The following is a 14,813-nucleotide window of genomic DNA, read 5'->3' as shown; positions in this document are numbered from 1 at the left end:
AAGGCCTGCTTCCCGGAGGACACTGCCCGGGGAACCAGGTTATTCTCCTGCCGAAATATATTTATCTGTAAATGAAAATACGGTTCCGTAATATGCCTCCGGATCCTTGTCCTGAGACTGGGCATGCCCTGCACCCTCTACGATTAACAATTCTTTTTCCCCTCCAGCAGCCTGATACAGCTCTTCCGCCATTTCTGCAGGTATAAATGCATCTTCGTTCCCGTGTATAAACAACACCGGCAGGCTGGTTTTTTTGACCTGCTCCAGAGCAGACGCTTCCTTTATGTTGTAGCCTCCCCGCATCTGCAGAACCACATTGGCTGCATCCAGAAGAGGAAACGGCGGAAGGTGAAACCATTCCCTGAGCTGTTTCTTAAAAATGCTGTACACATCCGTGTATGCACAGTCAGAGACCACTGCCTTTACATTGTCGGGCATCTTCTCCCCCGCCATCATCAGTGCACAGGAGGCCCCCATAGACTGTCCGTGAATCACTATCTCTGCCTGAGGATCCTGACTCAATATGTAACGGATCCATATCATATTATCCGCCCTGTCCGTCCATCCCATACCGATAAAATCACCTTCGCTCTCTCCATGGCATCGCATATCCGGCGTAAGTACCTGATATCCTTTTAAGGCATATTCGCAGGCTATGGGATTCATCTCCTCTTTCCAGCCGGTGTACCCATGAAGCAGGAGCACCCACTTATGGCTCTTCTCCTTTTGATAAAATACTCTGGCCTTCAGTTTATAGCCGTCCGCCGACTCTGCCTCCAGCTCTGCCTGGGGTGCAGCCGACAGCCACACCTCCGTTTTACCGGAAGCTTTGGAGCGGTTTTCCTGTATATCATCTGTGTGCACCAGTGCCGCTACACTCTCTTCCGTAATATCCTCAAACGCCTGGGTCTTTTCCATAGAAGCCGGCACCAGAGCCACATCCACAAGTATATATGCTGCCGCAAAAAGTAATACAAGGAGAACCGCAAATACTATTCCTATTCTCTTTATCCACTTTTTCTTCATTTTGTCTCTCTCTTAAGTCCTTTCTCCTCTGCCCGGTGCCTTACTTTTATCTCATCTTGACGCCTGGGCGGTACTGCTACCGACATTTAGAGCCGGAACATATATGCTCCGGCTCTTATGATATTTTAGTCTTCTGTGATTGTCTCTTTTTCCTCTGAGTTCGGGATATCTTCCTGTCTGACCTCCTGCGCCTGGTCCAGAGAAGCCTCTGTCTGTTCTTCTTCTGCAGGCTCCAAGAGCTCTGGCAAGACAGGCTCCTTATTTGTCGTTATCTCCGAATCCGGTGTTTCTACGTTCTCTTTACTTTCTCTCTGGAGGATACGGTACTCCTTATTCTCTTCCCCTTCAGGTTCAGGAATACCCTTGACCTCCCGGAAAATCTTCATGAACTCTTTCCCTGTTATGGTTTCTTTCTCAATCAGGAATTCCGCAATTTTATCCATTACCTCCCGGTTCTCCGCCAGCAGGCCTTTTGCCTCATCGTAAGACTTTTTAAGAAGCTCCATTACCTCATGGTCAATTTCCGTGGCAGTGGCATCTCCGCAGTTCAGAACCGCCCTTCCGTCCAGATATTGGCTCTGTACGTCTGCAAGTCCCATAAGTCCGAATCTCTCGGACATTCCATATTGGGTAATCATTGCCCTTGCCACCTTTGTGGCCTGCTCAATATCATTGGACGCCCCGGTAGTCACAGTATCAAAAACCAGTTCCTCCGCGGCACGGCCTGCCAGATATCCGACCAGCATAGCCTCCAGCTCTTTCTTGGTGTTCAGATACTTTTCCTCCTCCGGTACATGCATAACATACCCTAGAGCCCCCATGGTACGAGGCACAATGGTAATCTTCTGCACCGGTTCTGAATGCTTTTGCAGAGCGCTTACAAGCGCATGACCTACTTCGTGGTAAGAGACAATCTTTCGTTCCTCCTTGCTGAGGATTCTGTCCTTTTTCTCTTTTCCTACAAGCACCACTTCCACTGCTTCAAATAAATCCTTCTGAGATACCGCACGCCTTCCCTTTTTAACTGCCAGAATAGCCGCCTCATTAATCATATTCGCCAGGTCGGAACCAACCGCCCCTGAGGTAGCCAGAGCAATAGCATCCAAATCTACGGTTTCATCCAATGCCACATTCTTTGCATGTACTTTCAGGATATCAACCCGTCCTTTCAAGTCCGGACGGTCTACAATTACTCGTCGGTCAAAACGTCCCGGACGCAGAAGCGCAGGATCAAGTACCTCCGGACGATTGGTTGCAGCCAGTATCAAAAGCCCTTTGGACGTGTCAAAACCATCCATCTCAGCCAAAAGCTGGTTCAGGGTCTGCTCCCGCTCGTCATTTCCGCCTCCGTAACGGCTGTCACGGCTTTTACCGATGGCGTCCACCTCATCAATAAAAATGATGCAGGGAGCGTTCTTCTTTGCCTCCTCAAACAAGTCACGGACACGGGAAGCTCCCACTCCCACGAACATTTCCACAAAGTCAGAACCTGACAGTGAGAAAAACGGAACGTGTGCCTCCCCGGCTACTGCCTTTGCCAGCAGTGTCTTACCGGTACCCGGAGGTCCCACAAGAAGGGCGCCCTTGGGAAGCTTTGCCCCGATAGCCGTATATTTTCCCGGATTATGGAGAAAATCTACTACTTCCTGGAGAGATTCTTTCGCCTCGTCCTGCCCCGCCACATCCTTGAACGTAACGCCTGTCTCCTTCTGCACATATGCTTTTGCTTTACTCTTTCCTACGCCGCCCATCATGCCGCCGCCTTTGTTCATCCGGCGCATGAAGAAGTTAAGTACGAGCAATAATAATACAAAAGGAATGATAAAGCTCAGGATACTGTACAGTATGGTAGATGCCGGATCCGGGGGCTTCTTGGAAAACTCCGCATCGCATTTTGCCAGACGTTCCGTAAGAGCTGTTTCATCTTCCATCAAAGTCGTGTAGTAGGTAACCTCAAGGTTAGGATTCGACTGCTTCTTGGGAATGATGGTCAGAGTGTCTGATTTCAATTGTACTTTGCTGATCTCGTTTTTATCCACCATAGAAATAAACTCATTATATGAGATTTCTCTGGAGGTGAGATCCTTCTGCATGCTGCCGAAGAAACTCATACATGCCAAACTAATAAGAATACAAATCAGGAGCATCAGCAACGTCTGTCTATTCTTCGGTCCGCCTGGTCCGTTATTCCTGTTATTTTTAGGATTCTGATTATTATTTTGGTCCATTTCCTTCCTCCTCATTCTTGTCTCTTCTATTATAAGGACAGACCGGCTATAAATCAATAACCAGATTGTGAAAAAGAAGACACTTTTCTTAAACTTTTCTAAAATCCAATGAAAATCGACATCTATTTTTTCCGTAATGGGTAGAAAAAACAATCTAACCTGTAGTATACTAAAATCTGAGGCATTTATGCCTGCTACTTTTATAATATCTTAGGGAGACAGAGGTTAAAAAAGCAAATGAAAATTGGATTTGATAACCAAAAATACCTGGATATGCAGTCTGCACATATCCGTGAAAGAATTAATCAGTTTGACAACAAATTATATCTGGAATTCGGCGGAAAGCTTTTTGATGACTATCATGCCGCCAGAGTCCTTCCCGGTTTTGCACCTGACAGCAAGCTCCGCCTGCTGATGCAGCTCTCAGACCAGGCGGAACTGGTGATTGTGATAAGCGCCGGGGATATTGAGAAAAATAAAATCAGGGGGGATTTAGGAATTACCTATGATTCCGATGTGCTGCGCCTGATGGATGCCTTCAAAGAAAAAGGCCTGTATGTGGGCAGCGTTGTAATCACCCAGTATCAGGGGCAGAACAGCGCCAATCTCTTCAAGATGCGTCTGGAGAAGCTGGGTATTCGGGTATATATCCACTATTCTATTGAGGGCTATCCAAGTAATATACCGTTAATCGTAAGTGACGACGGGTACGGCAAAAATGAATATATCGAGACTACCCGTCCTCTGGTAGTCATCACTGCCCCAGGTCCGGGAAGCGGTAAGATGGCGACCTGCCTGTCCCAGCTCTATCACGAGCACAAACGGGGCATCCATGCAGGATACGCCAAGTTTGAGACCTTTCCCATCTGGAACATTCCTCTGAAGCATCCTGTGAATATGGCCTATGAGGCTGCAACTGCGGATCTCAATGACGTCAATATGATTGATCCCTTCCATCTGGAAGCTTACAATAAAACAGCCGTTAATTATAACAGGGATGTAGAAATTTTTCCTGTACTCAACGCCATATTTGAAAAAATTTACGGTTCCAGTCCCTACAAGTCCCCCACGGACATGGGCGTCAATATGGCCGGAAACTGCATTTCCGACGATGAGGTCTGCAGGGAAGCCTCCTGCCAGGAAATTATCCGGCGCTATTATCAGGCTTTGAACGGTCTGGCTGACGGCACCCGTCTGGAAGAAGAAGCCTTTAAAATCGAGCTTCTTATGAAACAGGCCCATATTACCACGGATGACAGAAAAGTGGTGGCTGTGGCCGTGGAACACGCAAAGGAAACTGGTGCACCTGCTGCCGCCCTGGAGCTGGCCGACGGACGCATCATCACTGGTAAGACTTCTAATCTTCTGGGGGCTTCCGCTGCTCTGCTGCTGAATGTGCTAAAAGAACTGGCCGGCATTGATCATAAGGTTCACGTGATTTCCCCTGCTGCCATAGAACCCATTCAAAAGCTTAAGACAAAATATCTGGGAAGCCGGAACCCCCGCCTTCATACCGACGAAGTCCTTATCGCCCTGTCCATCAGTGCGGCGACTGATTCCAATGCAGAGCTGGCATTAGAGCAGCTTCCAAAGTTAAAGGACTGCCAGGCCCATACTTCCGTTATGTTGTCGGATGTAGATTTAAAAGAATTTAAAAAGCTGTCTGTGCAGCTGACTTCAGAGGCAAAATACGAGAACAAACGGATCTACCACTAAAACTACCAGAAAGCAGCAGCGTTTTGGTAATTGTCTGACTTTAATTTTTTTACCAAAAGCACTTGTTTTTTCCTGCACATGTGTTGTATAATTTTTTCCGTTATTTTGAAATTTAAAAGCATTCACTAGGACAATGGAGTCCCGGCAATTTGCTGAAACAGCCGTTCATCTGCGAGGGCAGCATGACAGGCTTTTCAGCTGCCGGGACTTCTCTGATTGAAAGCCCCAAAGGGGCCGTCTTCCAAAGGAGGGAAATCATGCCAGTAAAGTACGTATTTGTAACCGGCGGGGTAGTATCCGGTCTGGGAAAAGGAATCACTGCAGCATCTCTGGGACGTCTGCTGAAAGCCCGGGGCTACAAAGTCACCATGCAGAAATTTGATCCTTACATTAATATGGATCCGGGAACTATGAATCCCATGCAGCACGGGGAGGTTTTTGTCACCGATGACGGTGCGGAGACTGATTTGGATCTGGGCCACTACGAACGTTTTATTGACGAGAGTCTGGATAAAAATTCCAACGTGACAACAGGTAAGATCTATTGGTCCGTCCTGCAGAAAGAACGCCGGGGGGATTTCGGGGGCGGCACGGTCCAGGTAATTCCCCACATTACCAATGAAATCAAAAGCAGGTTTTACCGCAATTATACCTCTGAAGAGACCAGAATTGCTATCATTGAAGTGGGCGGCACGGTGGGAGACATTGAAAGCCAGCCTTTTCTGGAGGCAATCCGGCAGTTTCAGCACGATGTGGGGCGGGAGAATGCCATCCTAATCCACGTCACTCTGATTCCGTATCTGAAGGCTTCCGGCGAGATGAAAACGAAACCCACGCAGGCCAGTGTTAAAGAGCTTCAGGGTATGGGAATCCGCCCTGACATTATCGTCTGCCGCTCCGAACGTCCGCTGGACCAGGGAATTAAAGATAAAATTGCCCTGTTCTGCAACGTTCCAAGCAGTCATGTCCTGCAAAATCTGGATGTAGAATACCTATACGAAGCTCCCCTTGCCATGGAAAGAGAGAATCTGGCGCAGGTGGCCTGCGAGTGCCTCAATCTGGAGTGTCCCCAGCCGGATCTCGCTGACTGGAAAGGAATGGTTGAGGCTCTGCGCCATCCCACCAAGGAAGTCACCATCGCCCTGGTGGGAAAATACATCCAGCTCCACGATGCCTACCTCAGTGTGGTAGAAGCCCTCAAGCATGGAGGAATCGCCAGTCACGCCACCATAAATCTGAAATGGGTGGATTCCGAGGAAATTACGCCCGAAAATGCAGAAGCCTTTCTATCCGAAGCGGACGGAATCCTGGTTCCCGGGGGCTTTGGAGACCGGGGTGTTGAGGGCAAAATCACGGCAATCCGCTATGCCAGAGAACACAAGGTACCGTTTCTGGGCCTCTGCCTGGGCATGCAGCTGTCCATCGTGGAATATGCCCGCAATGTAGTAGGATATTCGGATGCACACAGCATAGAACTGGATCCCCATACGATACACCCTGTCATAGATCTCATGCCGGATCAGAATGGAATTGAGGACATCGGCGGCACACTTCGTCTGGGAGCTTATCCCTGTGTCCTGGACAAATCCTCAAAGGCCTATGAGCTGTATGGGGAAGAAATCATATATGAGCGTCACCGGCACCGCTATGAGGTGAATAACGATTACCGGAACGACCTGACCAAATACGGCATGACCCTCTCCGGCACCTCCCCCGACGGCAGAATTGTAGAGATGATAGAGCTGAAAAATCACCCCTTCTTCCTCGGAACCCAGGCTCATCCGGAACTGAAATCCAGGCCCAACAGGCCCCATCCCCTGTTTCGCGGGTTTGTTGAGGCATCTGTAGACAGAAAGGAACAGCAGCCGTAATATTCTTCTGGATATGCAAAAGACGCCGGGAAGCAGAAGTTCTCCTTCTGTTTCCCGGCGTCCTTTAGTTTCTTTTTATCTGTATCCATCAGGATTCATAGACTGCCATTTCCAGGAATCCCGGCACATTTCTTCGATTCCTCTTTTGGCCTCCCAGCCCAGTTCTTCTTTGGCTTTTGCCGCATCTGCATAGCAGGTAGGAATATCACCGGCCCGCCTTGGCTTAATCTGGTACGGTATTTTCTTACCGCAGGCTTTTTCATAAGCTTTCACCACATCCAGCACACTGTAGCCGATTCCCGTTCCCAGATTGTAAATCATAACACCCTTAGCAGTTTCCAGCTTCTGAATTGCCTTTACATGGCCTGCTGCCAGATCAACCACATGAATATAATCTCTTACGCCTGTTCCGTCCGGTGTGGGATAGTCATCCCCGAACACGCCCAGACATTCCAGTTTGCCCACAGCCACCTGGGCAATGTAAGGCACCAGGTTGTTGGGAATCCCCTTGGGATCTTCACCGATAAGACCGCTTTCATGGGCACCGATGGGATTAAAATACCGGAGCAGAATTACATTCCATTCCGGATCGCCTACATGCAGATCTGTGAGGATCTGTTCCAGCATTCCTTTGGTCTGTCCGTAAGGATTGGTAATCTTTCCCTTGGGGCACTCTTCTGTTATGGGAACAAATGCAGGATCCCCGTATACAGTAGCGGAGGAACTGAAGACAATATTCTTGCAGCCGTGGTTTCTCATTACATCGCACAGCAGCAGGGTTCCTGTAATATTATTGTGATAATACTCCAGAGGCTTGGACACGGATTCCCCCACGGCTTTGAGCCCTGCAAAATGGATGACAGAATCAATAGATTCTCTGTCAAACACTGCTTCAATATCCGGACGGTTCAGCAAATCGCCTTCATAAAATTTCACTTTTTTTCCTGTGATTTGCTCCACTCTGTCCAGAGCTTTTGCACTGGAATTGTAAAGATTATCCAACACAACTACTTCGTACCCCTGATTCAACAGCTCTACACAAGTATGACTTCCGATATAGCCTGCACCGCCGGTTACTAATATTGCCATAATAAACTCCTCCTTCATCTGCAGTTTTATAGATTGTCTCTTAATTTCTTAATCATTCTATCACGGATAAGAAAGAATAACAACTGAATCCGAATATTTATTTTATTAAATTTGTTTTAAAACATTTATGTTGTTTTATATTTGCATAGTTTGCTATTATCTCGTACATCTGCTGCTTCTTCTGTTCCATGTCTGCCACCAGTTTAAACTGCGTCCTGCAGCGGTCCAGATTTTGTCCCTCTCTGTGCGTCTTAAAATACGTATCTCCGGACAGATAATCTGTCAGAAACCGGATGCCGCATTCATAGGTCATGGTAATGGCCCCATCCGGGAGCATACATATCTCCTCATGCGTCAGACTCCCTCCGCATCCTTCCAGAAACCCTTTGGTATAAGCCTCAAAAAGCTCCAGGCTGCACCAAATTTTCGAGAGATCCCGCTCATCCTCTGCGCCGGTGCTGGCGCCAAAGCGGATAGAATCCCCAAAATCATTCACTGCCAGTCCCGGCATAACCGTGTCAAGATCAATTACACAGATCCCTTTTCCTGTAGCCCGATCCATCATAATGTTATTCAGTTTCGTGTCGTTGTGGGTAACACGCAGGGGAAGCTCTCCGTTTTTCTGCATTCTGCACAGCGTGTGGGCAAGGCTTTCTCTGGACAGCGCAAATGCAATCTCGTCTTTCACTTTGTCTGCCCGTTTGCAGACATCTTCCCGGACTGCCTTCTGAAGTTTTAAAAAACGCTCCTCCGTATTATGGAAATCTTTGATGGTCTCATGCAGGGTCTTGGCAGGATAATCCGCAAGGAGCCTCTGAAAATGCCCGAATGCCAGGGCACTCTCATAAAAATCTTCCGGCTTCTCCACCTGATTATAACAGACTGCATCTTCGATAAAAAGATACGCTCTCCAGTAATCTCCTGCGGAATCTCTGTAATAACAGTTTCCATCCGCTGCAGGAACAAGGTTCAGTGTCTCTCTCTCGGGATCCCCCCCATTGCTAATAATCTTGCCGCGTAGCCAGGTAGTCACTCCAACAATATTCTCCATCAGCTCTACAGGCCTCAGAAAAATCTCTTTATTCATTCTCTGCAGGATAAACCTCCTGGGTTTCCCTGTCTCCCCCTCAAAGGTAAGGCGGAACGTATCATTGATGTGCCCGCTGCCGTAGGGTATCTCCTCTTTCAGATGTTCCGGAAACCGGAAATGTTGTATTACCTCTTGCATAATCTCCTGCTCCACGCCTACTCCTCCCAAAGCTTCTCCGGATAAAGGCCCTTTGCTTTCATACTTTTAACAGCCTCTACCACAACCTCTTTATCTTCTTTATAAGTAACTCCATACCATTTATCAGAGGATTTCAGGACCTCAACAGTTGCTTTCTTCTCTTCCAGAAGCTCTCCCACAACAGACGGAAGGAAGAATTCGGCTTTCATGGGATTCTCTTTCAGATTCCTTTCCAGAAATAAAGGAAAACGTTCTTTTAACTCTTTTAACATACTTTGAGTAAATCCCCACATATTCATAGATACCGTGCTTCCCTCCGGCAGCGGCACCCAGGTGGCCCCGTCATCTTCTGTGTAGGCCGCCTGGCCTCCTCTTTTTTCAATTCTGGTGCGTTCCCGGATCCCAACCAAATATCCATGTTCGTCTGTCTCACATACGCCTCTGGCCACATGGCCATTCTCTGTAAGGGTATTTTCCAGAATATATCCCACCATGGTGTAGCGGTATTTCTCATCATCCTCATGGGTGGAGAGATAGTCAAAAATAGCCTGGAATGCATGCCGTCCATAATAGTCATCCGCATTGATAACCGCAAAAGGCCCGTCCACTGTATCTGCGCAGGAAAGCACTGCATGGCCGGTTCCAAAAGGCTTCACTCTCCCTTCCGGGACCTGGTATCCGCCGGGAATATTCGTCAATTCCTGATACACATAGGAAACCTCCATATACCTGCCCATTCTGTTCCCGATACTTTCCCTGAAGTCCGCTTCATTTTCCTTCTTTATAATAAAAACTACTTTGTCAAATCCGGCCTTTTTGGCATCATACAGGGAAAAGTCCATGATAATATGTCCCTGATCGTCCACCGGATCGATCTGCTTTAATCCGCCGTACCGGCTTCCCATACCTGCTGCCATGATTACTAATACTGGTTTTTTCATACGCTCCAACCTCCATTGATTCTGTTTCCTTTATTGTATACCTGCAAGCTCCGGGGTGTCCAGGGCAGGGGCGCTTCAGCGACTCTGCAGTCTTCCGCCGGCTTTTGAACATCCTCTAGAGTTTATCACATCTTATAGGTACCGTGCAACAAAAGCCCGGCCATGGCGCCGGCTGTCTCCTGCTGCATAAGATAGTATAATACGCTTGTTACAAAAATGCTTTATACGATATATTCACAAAATTGTACGATTGGTTCTCCTTTTAATTGTCTTTTATTAAAAGATAGACTATACTTATACTATACTTATACTATATTTAAAACTAGTAGGGAGGTTTTTATGCCATTCGAAGCGCTTAATCTGAGGGAAGAGCTGTCTGTATGCAATATCGTTACCATTCATTACTTTGAATATATGAATACTTTTGATTTTCCGGGAGAGTCCCATGACTTCTGGGAACTTGTGTGTGTAGATAAAGGAGAAGTGATTATCACGGCAGATGATATCCCCTATATTCTCAAGCGGGGACAGATATTTTTCCATGCTCCTAACCAGTTTCACTCGCTGAGAGCAAATGGCCGAACCGCCCCCAATCTAGTGGTAATCTCCTTTCACTGCAAAGCTGGGTGCATGGAGTTTTTCAGGGACAGAGTCATGGATATTACAGAGACCGAACGGACGCTGCTGGCCAGTATCATTTCCGAAGCCAGAAATTGTATCCGTCCGCCCTTTGACAACCCTTATACTGAAAAAATGCAGCGGCTCGAAGAGCCAGTATTCGGGGCAGAACAGTTGATCAAACTGTATATGGAGCAGATGCTGCTTCTGATGATACGCCGGGGAGATCAAAGTGCCCCAGGGGACGCCCATCCGGTAAAGTCTGTTACCCAGCACAACGAATCTATACTCTATCAGAGAGTGGTCAATTACCTGGAGGAACATATCCGGGAACATATGACCATTGAAGAGATCTGCAAGGCAAACCTCATCGGAAGGTCCCAGCTCCAGAAGCTTTTTCGGGAGCGGAACCGCTGCGGGGTTATTTACTATTTTTCCTGCCGCAAAATCGAACTGGCCAAGCAGCTTATACGGGAAAACCATCACAACTTTACACAGATTTCCGATGATCTGGGGTATACCTCTGTACATTATTTTTCCAGACAGTTTAAAAAAATTGCCGGGATGACCCCTTCTGAATATGCATCCTCCATAAAAGGACTGGCGGAGCGCAGATGAGTCATTATACCCCTTTTTATATTACGTCTCTCTTATCGATATCCCGGTAGGAAACGTAGGCAATCGCCAGCCCAAGAATACACAATGCTGCAGGCACCAGGCTGAATGAAAACAGGGATAACTGCCCCTGATCCCCTCCGAAGGAAGAGTTTACCAGACTATTGATCACCACCCCCGCTACAATCGTAGCCGTCACTGACTTTTTGCGCATTCCGAAATAGAGCGGAATCATACTAAGTCCCGCAGTTGCCCCGGCGCTGAACACTGCACCCGGAAGCCTTCCCATTATCTGCATCAGAGTGATTGGCTCTGTGACAATGGTAACCCAGCGGTTTGCAAGAAACATCCCCATACCAAAAATAATCTCAGACACCAGTATGGTTATAAAGGTAAAACCAAAAACAATGCAGAGCTTGCATCCCATAATCTTCTTTCTGGAGATAGGATAAGTGAATAGGTTCTGTATCGTACCCTCTTTATATTCTCCAATCACAACGTTCCCTAACATCACACCGCCGAAGATTCCGTAAGAAATCCGGCAGAGAATTTCTCCGAAGGCCAGCATCTGGGCAGCATGATCAAACATCCGCTCTCCCTCGTCAATAATGGATCCTGTCAGGATTGTAAAAGCAAGGATTGACGCTGCAATAATCACAAACGCCCTCACAATACTGCTTACTTTTAATTTTGCAAATTCCAATTTCATTAATTTAAGCATGCTCTCCTCCTCCTATCACAGTGTCCATAAAATAATCCTCCAGGGAATCATTTTTACAGGACATATTGAGAATTCCAATGTTTTCCTGCACCAAAGCTCTGGTTATCAATGTCTGATCCTCTATCCCATAAACTCTGAGACCGGACGGAGAGATCACTCTGAAGTTCAGCTCAGGGAATCTGTGATCCAGCACAGTAGCCGCCTTCTGCACATCATCCAGTTCCAGCTCTATATACTGTACGGCATCTTTTCTGATCTCCTTCATAGATACCTCTCTGAGCAGGCGGCCTTTGTCAAGCACTCCTATCTCATCCGCAATCTGTTCAATCTCTGTAATAATATGACTGGAGATTAGTATCGTTGTTCCGCAGTTGTCCCTCAAGCTCACCAACAGCTCACGTATCTGCCGGATCCCCATAGGATCCAGGCCATTGATAGGTTCATCAAGAATGAGCAGACGGGGGCGTGTAACGATTGCTCTGGCAATCCCCAGCCGCTGCTTCATACCCAGAGAAAACTCTGAGACCACTTTATCCCGGCAGGAGGACAGCCCCACCATCTCCAGCGTCTCTTCCATTTTTTTCTGATCATAATACCCCATATATGCGCAGTGAAGCTTCATATTCTCCCAGGCAGACAGCCTGCTGTAGAATACTGGTGTCTCTATAATACTGCCAATCTGTCTGAGATAGGCGACGGACTGGTTCAGCACCGGTTCCTGAAAGACACGGATATTACCCATAGTAGGCTTTACCAGGTTCAATATCATCTTCATAATCGTGGTTTTCCCGGCTCCGTTAGGACCCAGAAAGCCGTATATTTCTCCCTCCTGTACATGCATGGATACATTGCTCACTACTTCTGCATCCCTATACTGTTTTGTCACACCTTCTAATACAATTATATCTGACATAGCAGTTCCCTCTTTTTTCTTATTTACTTACCCTTGTCAACTTAGGGTATCTGAGGTTTATTATAGCGTACAGGAAATTCTATATATAACAAATTCCTTACATTTTTCTGTTAGGAATCTTACAATTTCCCTCCCTCTTCCGCAGGGGAAATTCCACTGTGAAGACAGTTTTCACAAAGGGGCTGCTCTCCAGGCGGATCCGGCCCCCCATGGCCTCTGTAAGGCGTTTGGTAATGGTAAGCCCCAGACCGCTTCCGTGATGTTTTTTGTTTCTGGAGTCTTCCAGGGTTACCAGGCGCTCAAAAACCTGGTTCTGATTCTCCTCCACAATCCCCTTTCCTTTGTCAGAAACCTCGATGAAGACCGTGCCGGAGCTCTCTCTCACGCAAAGCCCCAGATAGCCGCCGTCCGCTCCATATTTCATGGCATTCTGCAGCAGATTATTTAAGATCCTCTGAAGGGCCTGCTTGTCACCTTCTATATAAAGCGGAGTCTCCGGAATCCGGATGTCGGTCCGAAAACCGGGCCGGTTTAGCGTATCATAATAATTAATAATCTCATTTCTGCAGACTTCACAGATATCCAGCCGGGTGTGTTCCAGGGCAATGTCCCCTGCCTCCAGCTTTGCCAGGTCAAAAAACTCATTGATCATGCAGAGCACATCTTTCGTTTTCCGGTGGATCTTTTCTATTTTTTCACAGTTCCCCGGCTCCATGTTCTCCCGGCTGCTCAGTATCATCTCTGAATATCCGTAGATAACAGTGAGAGGAGTCTTGAGATCATGGGAGATATTCGCCAGCATCTTCCTGCTTTGCTCCTCATATTGTCTCTGCATCTGTTCCATATGGGACAGACGCTCCAAAAACAGGTTGACTTGGATCAGAAGCTCCTGGATCGCTTTTTCATCAGAAAAAAGCAGGATTTGATCCTGCTTTGCATTGCTCCCGTATTCTGCGAGCTCCCTGGTGAGGGCCTTAAGCTGCTCTGTCTGGTTTCTGTATCTGCTCTGGGCTCTCAGCCACAGAGTTCCCAATATAAGGGCTAAAATAGTCAGAAGTATGACTGCCATATGTGTCCTCCTTACTCACTCCCCAGTTTGTACCCAATCCCCCATACCGTCTTAATGTACCGGGGCTGAGAGGGGTTATCCTCTATCTTTTCCCTTAGACGCCGAATGGTCACATTTATTACATTCTCATCGTTCAGAAATTCATCATCCCATATTTCCTGATAGAGCTGTACCTTAGTGTATACTTTACTGGGATGGAGGGCAAACAGCTTCAGCAGTTCATACTCCTTAGCCGTAAGTTTCAGCAGTCTTCCGCCCTTGGACGCCGTCAGATTTTCCGTATCAATCAAAAGATCCCCCAGCCGGATCTTTCCCTCGTCACTGCTCTCCTTCTCCTGATACTCTTTATTCCGTCTCAGACAAGCTTTTACCCTGGCCTGGAGTTCCACCACAGAAAAAGGCTTGGTGATATAGTCATCTGCCCCGTATTCCAGTCCCAGCACTTTTTCATACTCTTCATTTCTGGCGGAAAGTATCAGCACTGGCACTGTACTTACCGCCCGTATTTTCTTCAGGACCGTAAGCCCATCCACTCTGGGAAGCATCAGATCCAGCACAAGCAAATCATACCCGGTGTTCTCAGCAAAAATATCCAGTGCTTCCTGCCCGTCAGCAGCTGAGGATGTAGTATAGCCCGGCAGAGCAAGCGCCTCCTCCAGCATCTCCCGGATATCAGCGTCGTCCTCTATTATTAAAATCGATCGATTCATAGATTCTCCTCCGTGTCTCCTGCATTCCCTCCTATCTTAACACAGATCGGAAAAATAATCACCACGGT

General features: G+C 47.4%; 12 protein-coding genes. 3 read left to right on the top strand and 9 right to left on the bottom strand.

Annotation, left to right across the window (positions count from 1 at the left end; all coding sequences use genetic code 11):
- Window positions 1–39 precede the first annotated feature (39 nt).
- Entirely contained in the window at window positions 40–1,026 is a 987-nt protein-coding gene (locus BUA56_RS17505; RefSeq protein WP_084068066.1) for an alpha/beta hydrolase, read from the bottom strand.
- A 125-nt stretch (window positions 1,027–1,151) separates the two neighbouring features.
- Window positions 1,152–3,254, bottom strand: a complete 2,103-nt coding sequence (gene ftsH / locus BUA56_RS17500; RefSeq protein WP_072854055.1) for an ATP-dependent zinc metalloprotease FtsH — start codon at window positions 3,252–3,254, stop codon at window positions 1,152–1,154.
- 237 nt (window positions 3,255–3,491) lie between these two features.
- On the opposite strand from ftsH, the gene BUA56_RS17495 reads away from it, so the two are divergent.
- A complete protein-coding gene (locus BUA56_RS17495) occupies window positions 3,492–4,970 on the top strand; it encodes a DUF1846 domain-containing protein (RefSeq protein WP_072854053.1) in 1,479 nt (492 codons plus the stop codon).
- A 257-nt stretch (window positions 4,971–5,227) separates the two neighbouring features.
- Window positions 5,228–6,841, top strand: a complete 1,614-nt coding sequence (locus tag BUA56_RS17490; RefSeq protein WP_072854099.1) for a CTP synthase — start codon at window positions 5,228–5,230, stop codon at window positions 6,839–6,841.
- 75 nt (window positions 6,842–6,916) lie between these two features.
- Here BUA56_RS17490 and galE read toward each other — a convergent pair whose 3' ends face one another.
- The 3 genes from galE to BUA56_RS17475 all read right to left on the bottom strand — a co-directional run bounded on the left by galE (window position 6,917) and on the right by BUA56_RS17475 (window position 10,099).
- Window positions 6,917–7,930 carry a UDP-glucose 4-epimerase GalE gene (galE, locus tag BUA56_RS17485; RefSeq protein WP_072854051.1) on the bottom strand — a complete coding sequence of 338 codons (1,014 nt, stop codon included), beginning with the start codon at window positions 7,928–7,930 and terminating at the stop codon, window positions 6,917–6,919.
- A gap of 97 nt (window positions 7,931–8,027) precedes the next feature.
- Window positions 8,028–9,173, bottom strand: coding sequence for a phosphotransferase enzyme family protein (locus BUA56_RS17480; RefSeq protein ID WP_423241204.1), 1,146 nt, complete (start codon window positions 9,171–9,173; stop codon window positions 8,028–8,030).
- Between the two features lie 2 nt (window positions 9,174–9,175).
- Window positions 9,176–10,099: a nucleotidyltransferase family protein gene (locus BUA56_RS17475; RefSeq protein ID WP_072854049.1), complete on the bottom strand. Its 924-nt coding sequence runs from the start codon at window positions 10,097–10,099 to the stop codon at window positions 9,176–9,178.
- A gap of 339 nt (window positions 10,100–10,438) precedes the next feature.
- Here BUA56_RS17475 and BUA56_RS17470 point away from each other — a divergent pair, with 339 nt between their 5' ends.
- Complete coding sequence (locus BUA56_RS17470) at window positions 10,439–11,335, top strand: AraC family transcriptional regulator (protein ID WP_072854047.1); 897 nt, start codon at window positions 10,439–10,441, stop codon at window positions 11,333–11,335.
- Window positions 11,336–11,351: 16 nt separating this feature from the next.
- On the opposite strand, the gene BUA56_RS17465 is transcribed toward BUA56_RS17470, so the two are convergent.
- The 4 genes from BUA56_RS17465 to BUA56_RS17450 all read right to left on the bottom strand — a co-directional run bounded on the left by BUA56_RS17465 (window position 11,352) and on the right by BUA56_RS17450 (window position 14,745).
- Complete coding sequence (locus tag BUA56_RS17465) at window positions 11,352–12,053, bottom strand: ABC transporter permease (protein WP_072854045.1); 702 nt, start codon at window positions 12,051–12,053, stop codon at window positions 11,352–11,354.
- Window positions 12,046–12,966, bottom strand: coding sequence for an ABC transporter ATP-binding protein (locus BUA56_RS17460; protein ID WP_072854044.1), 921 nt, complete (start codon window positions 12,964–12,966; stop codon window positions 12,046–12,048). Before BUA56_RS17460 ends, BUA56_RS17465 begins: the two co-directional genes overlap by 8 nt.
- A gap of 97 nt (window positions 12,967–13,063) precedes the next feature.
- Window positions 13,064–14,035, bottom strand: a complete 972-nt coding sequence (locus BUA56_RS17455; protein ID WP_072854042.1) for a sensor histidine kinase — start codon at window positions 14,033–14,035, stop codon at window positions 13,064–13,066.
- Between the two features lie 11 nt (window positions 14,036–14,046).
- On the bottom strand, window positions 14,047–14,745 hold the full coding sequence (locus BUA56_RS17450) for a response regulator transcription factor (protein WP_072854040.1): 699 nt from the start codon (window positions 14,743–14,745) through the stop codon (window positions 14,047–14,049).
- Window positions 14,746–14,813 lie beyond the last annotated feature (68 nt).

This window comes from Lactonifactor longoviformis DSM 17459 (genome assembly GCF_900129135.1).
Lineage (GTDB): Bacteria > Bacillota > Clostridia > Lachnospirales > Lachnospiraceae > Lactonifactor > Lactonifactor longoviformis.
This window is presented reverse-complemented; position numbering and strand designations above follow the sequence as displayed.

Excerpts from the sequence above, each read along its gene's own strand:
- BUA56_RS17505 (WP_084068066.1), bottom strand. The coding sequence starts at position 1,026 with ATGAAGAAAAAGTGGATAAAGAGAATAGGAATAGTATTTGCGGTTCTC.
- ftsH (WP_072854055.1), bottom strand. The coding sequence starts at position 3,254 with ATGGACCAAAATAATAATCAGAATCCTAAAAATAACAGGAATAACGGA.
- BUA56_RS17495 (WP_072854053.1), top strand. The coding sequence starts at position 3,492 with ATGAAAATTGGATTTGATAACCAAAAATACCTGGATATGCAGTCTGCA.
- BUA56_RS17490 (WP_072854099.1), top strand. The coding sequence starts at position 5,228 with ATGCCAGTAAAGTACGTATTTGTAACCGGCGGGGTAGTATCCGGTCTG.
- galE (WP_072854051.1), bottom strand. The coding sequence starts at position 7,930 with ATGGCAATATTAGTAACCGGCGGTGCAGGCTATATCGGAAGTCATACT.
- BUA56_RS17475 (WP_072854049.1), bottom strand. The coding sequence starts at position 10,099 with ATGAAAAAACCAGTATTAGTAATCATGGCAGCAGGTATGGGAAGCCGG.
- BUA56_RS17470 (WP_072854047.1), top strand. The coding sequence starts at position 10,439 with ATGCCATTCGAAGCGCTTAATCTGAGGGAAGAGCTGTCTGTATGCAAT.
- BUA56_RS17465 (WP_072854045.1), bottom strand. The coding sequence starts at position 12,053 with ATGCTTAAATTAATGAAATTGGAATTTGCAAAATTAAAAGTAAGCAGT.
- BUA56_RS17460 (WP_072854044.1), bottom strand. The coding sequence starts at position 12,966 with ATGTCAGATATAATTGTATTAGAAGGTGTGACAAAACAGTATAGGGAT.
- BUA56_RS17455 (WP_072854042.1), bottom strand. The coding sequence starts at position 14,035 with ATGGCAGTCATACTTCTGACTATTTTAGCCCTTATATTGGGAACTCTG.
- BUA56_RS17450 (WP_072854040.1), bottom strand. The coding sequence starts at position 14,745 with ATGAATCGATCGATTTTAATAATAGAGGACGACGCTGATATCCGGGAG.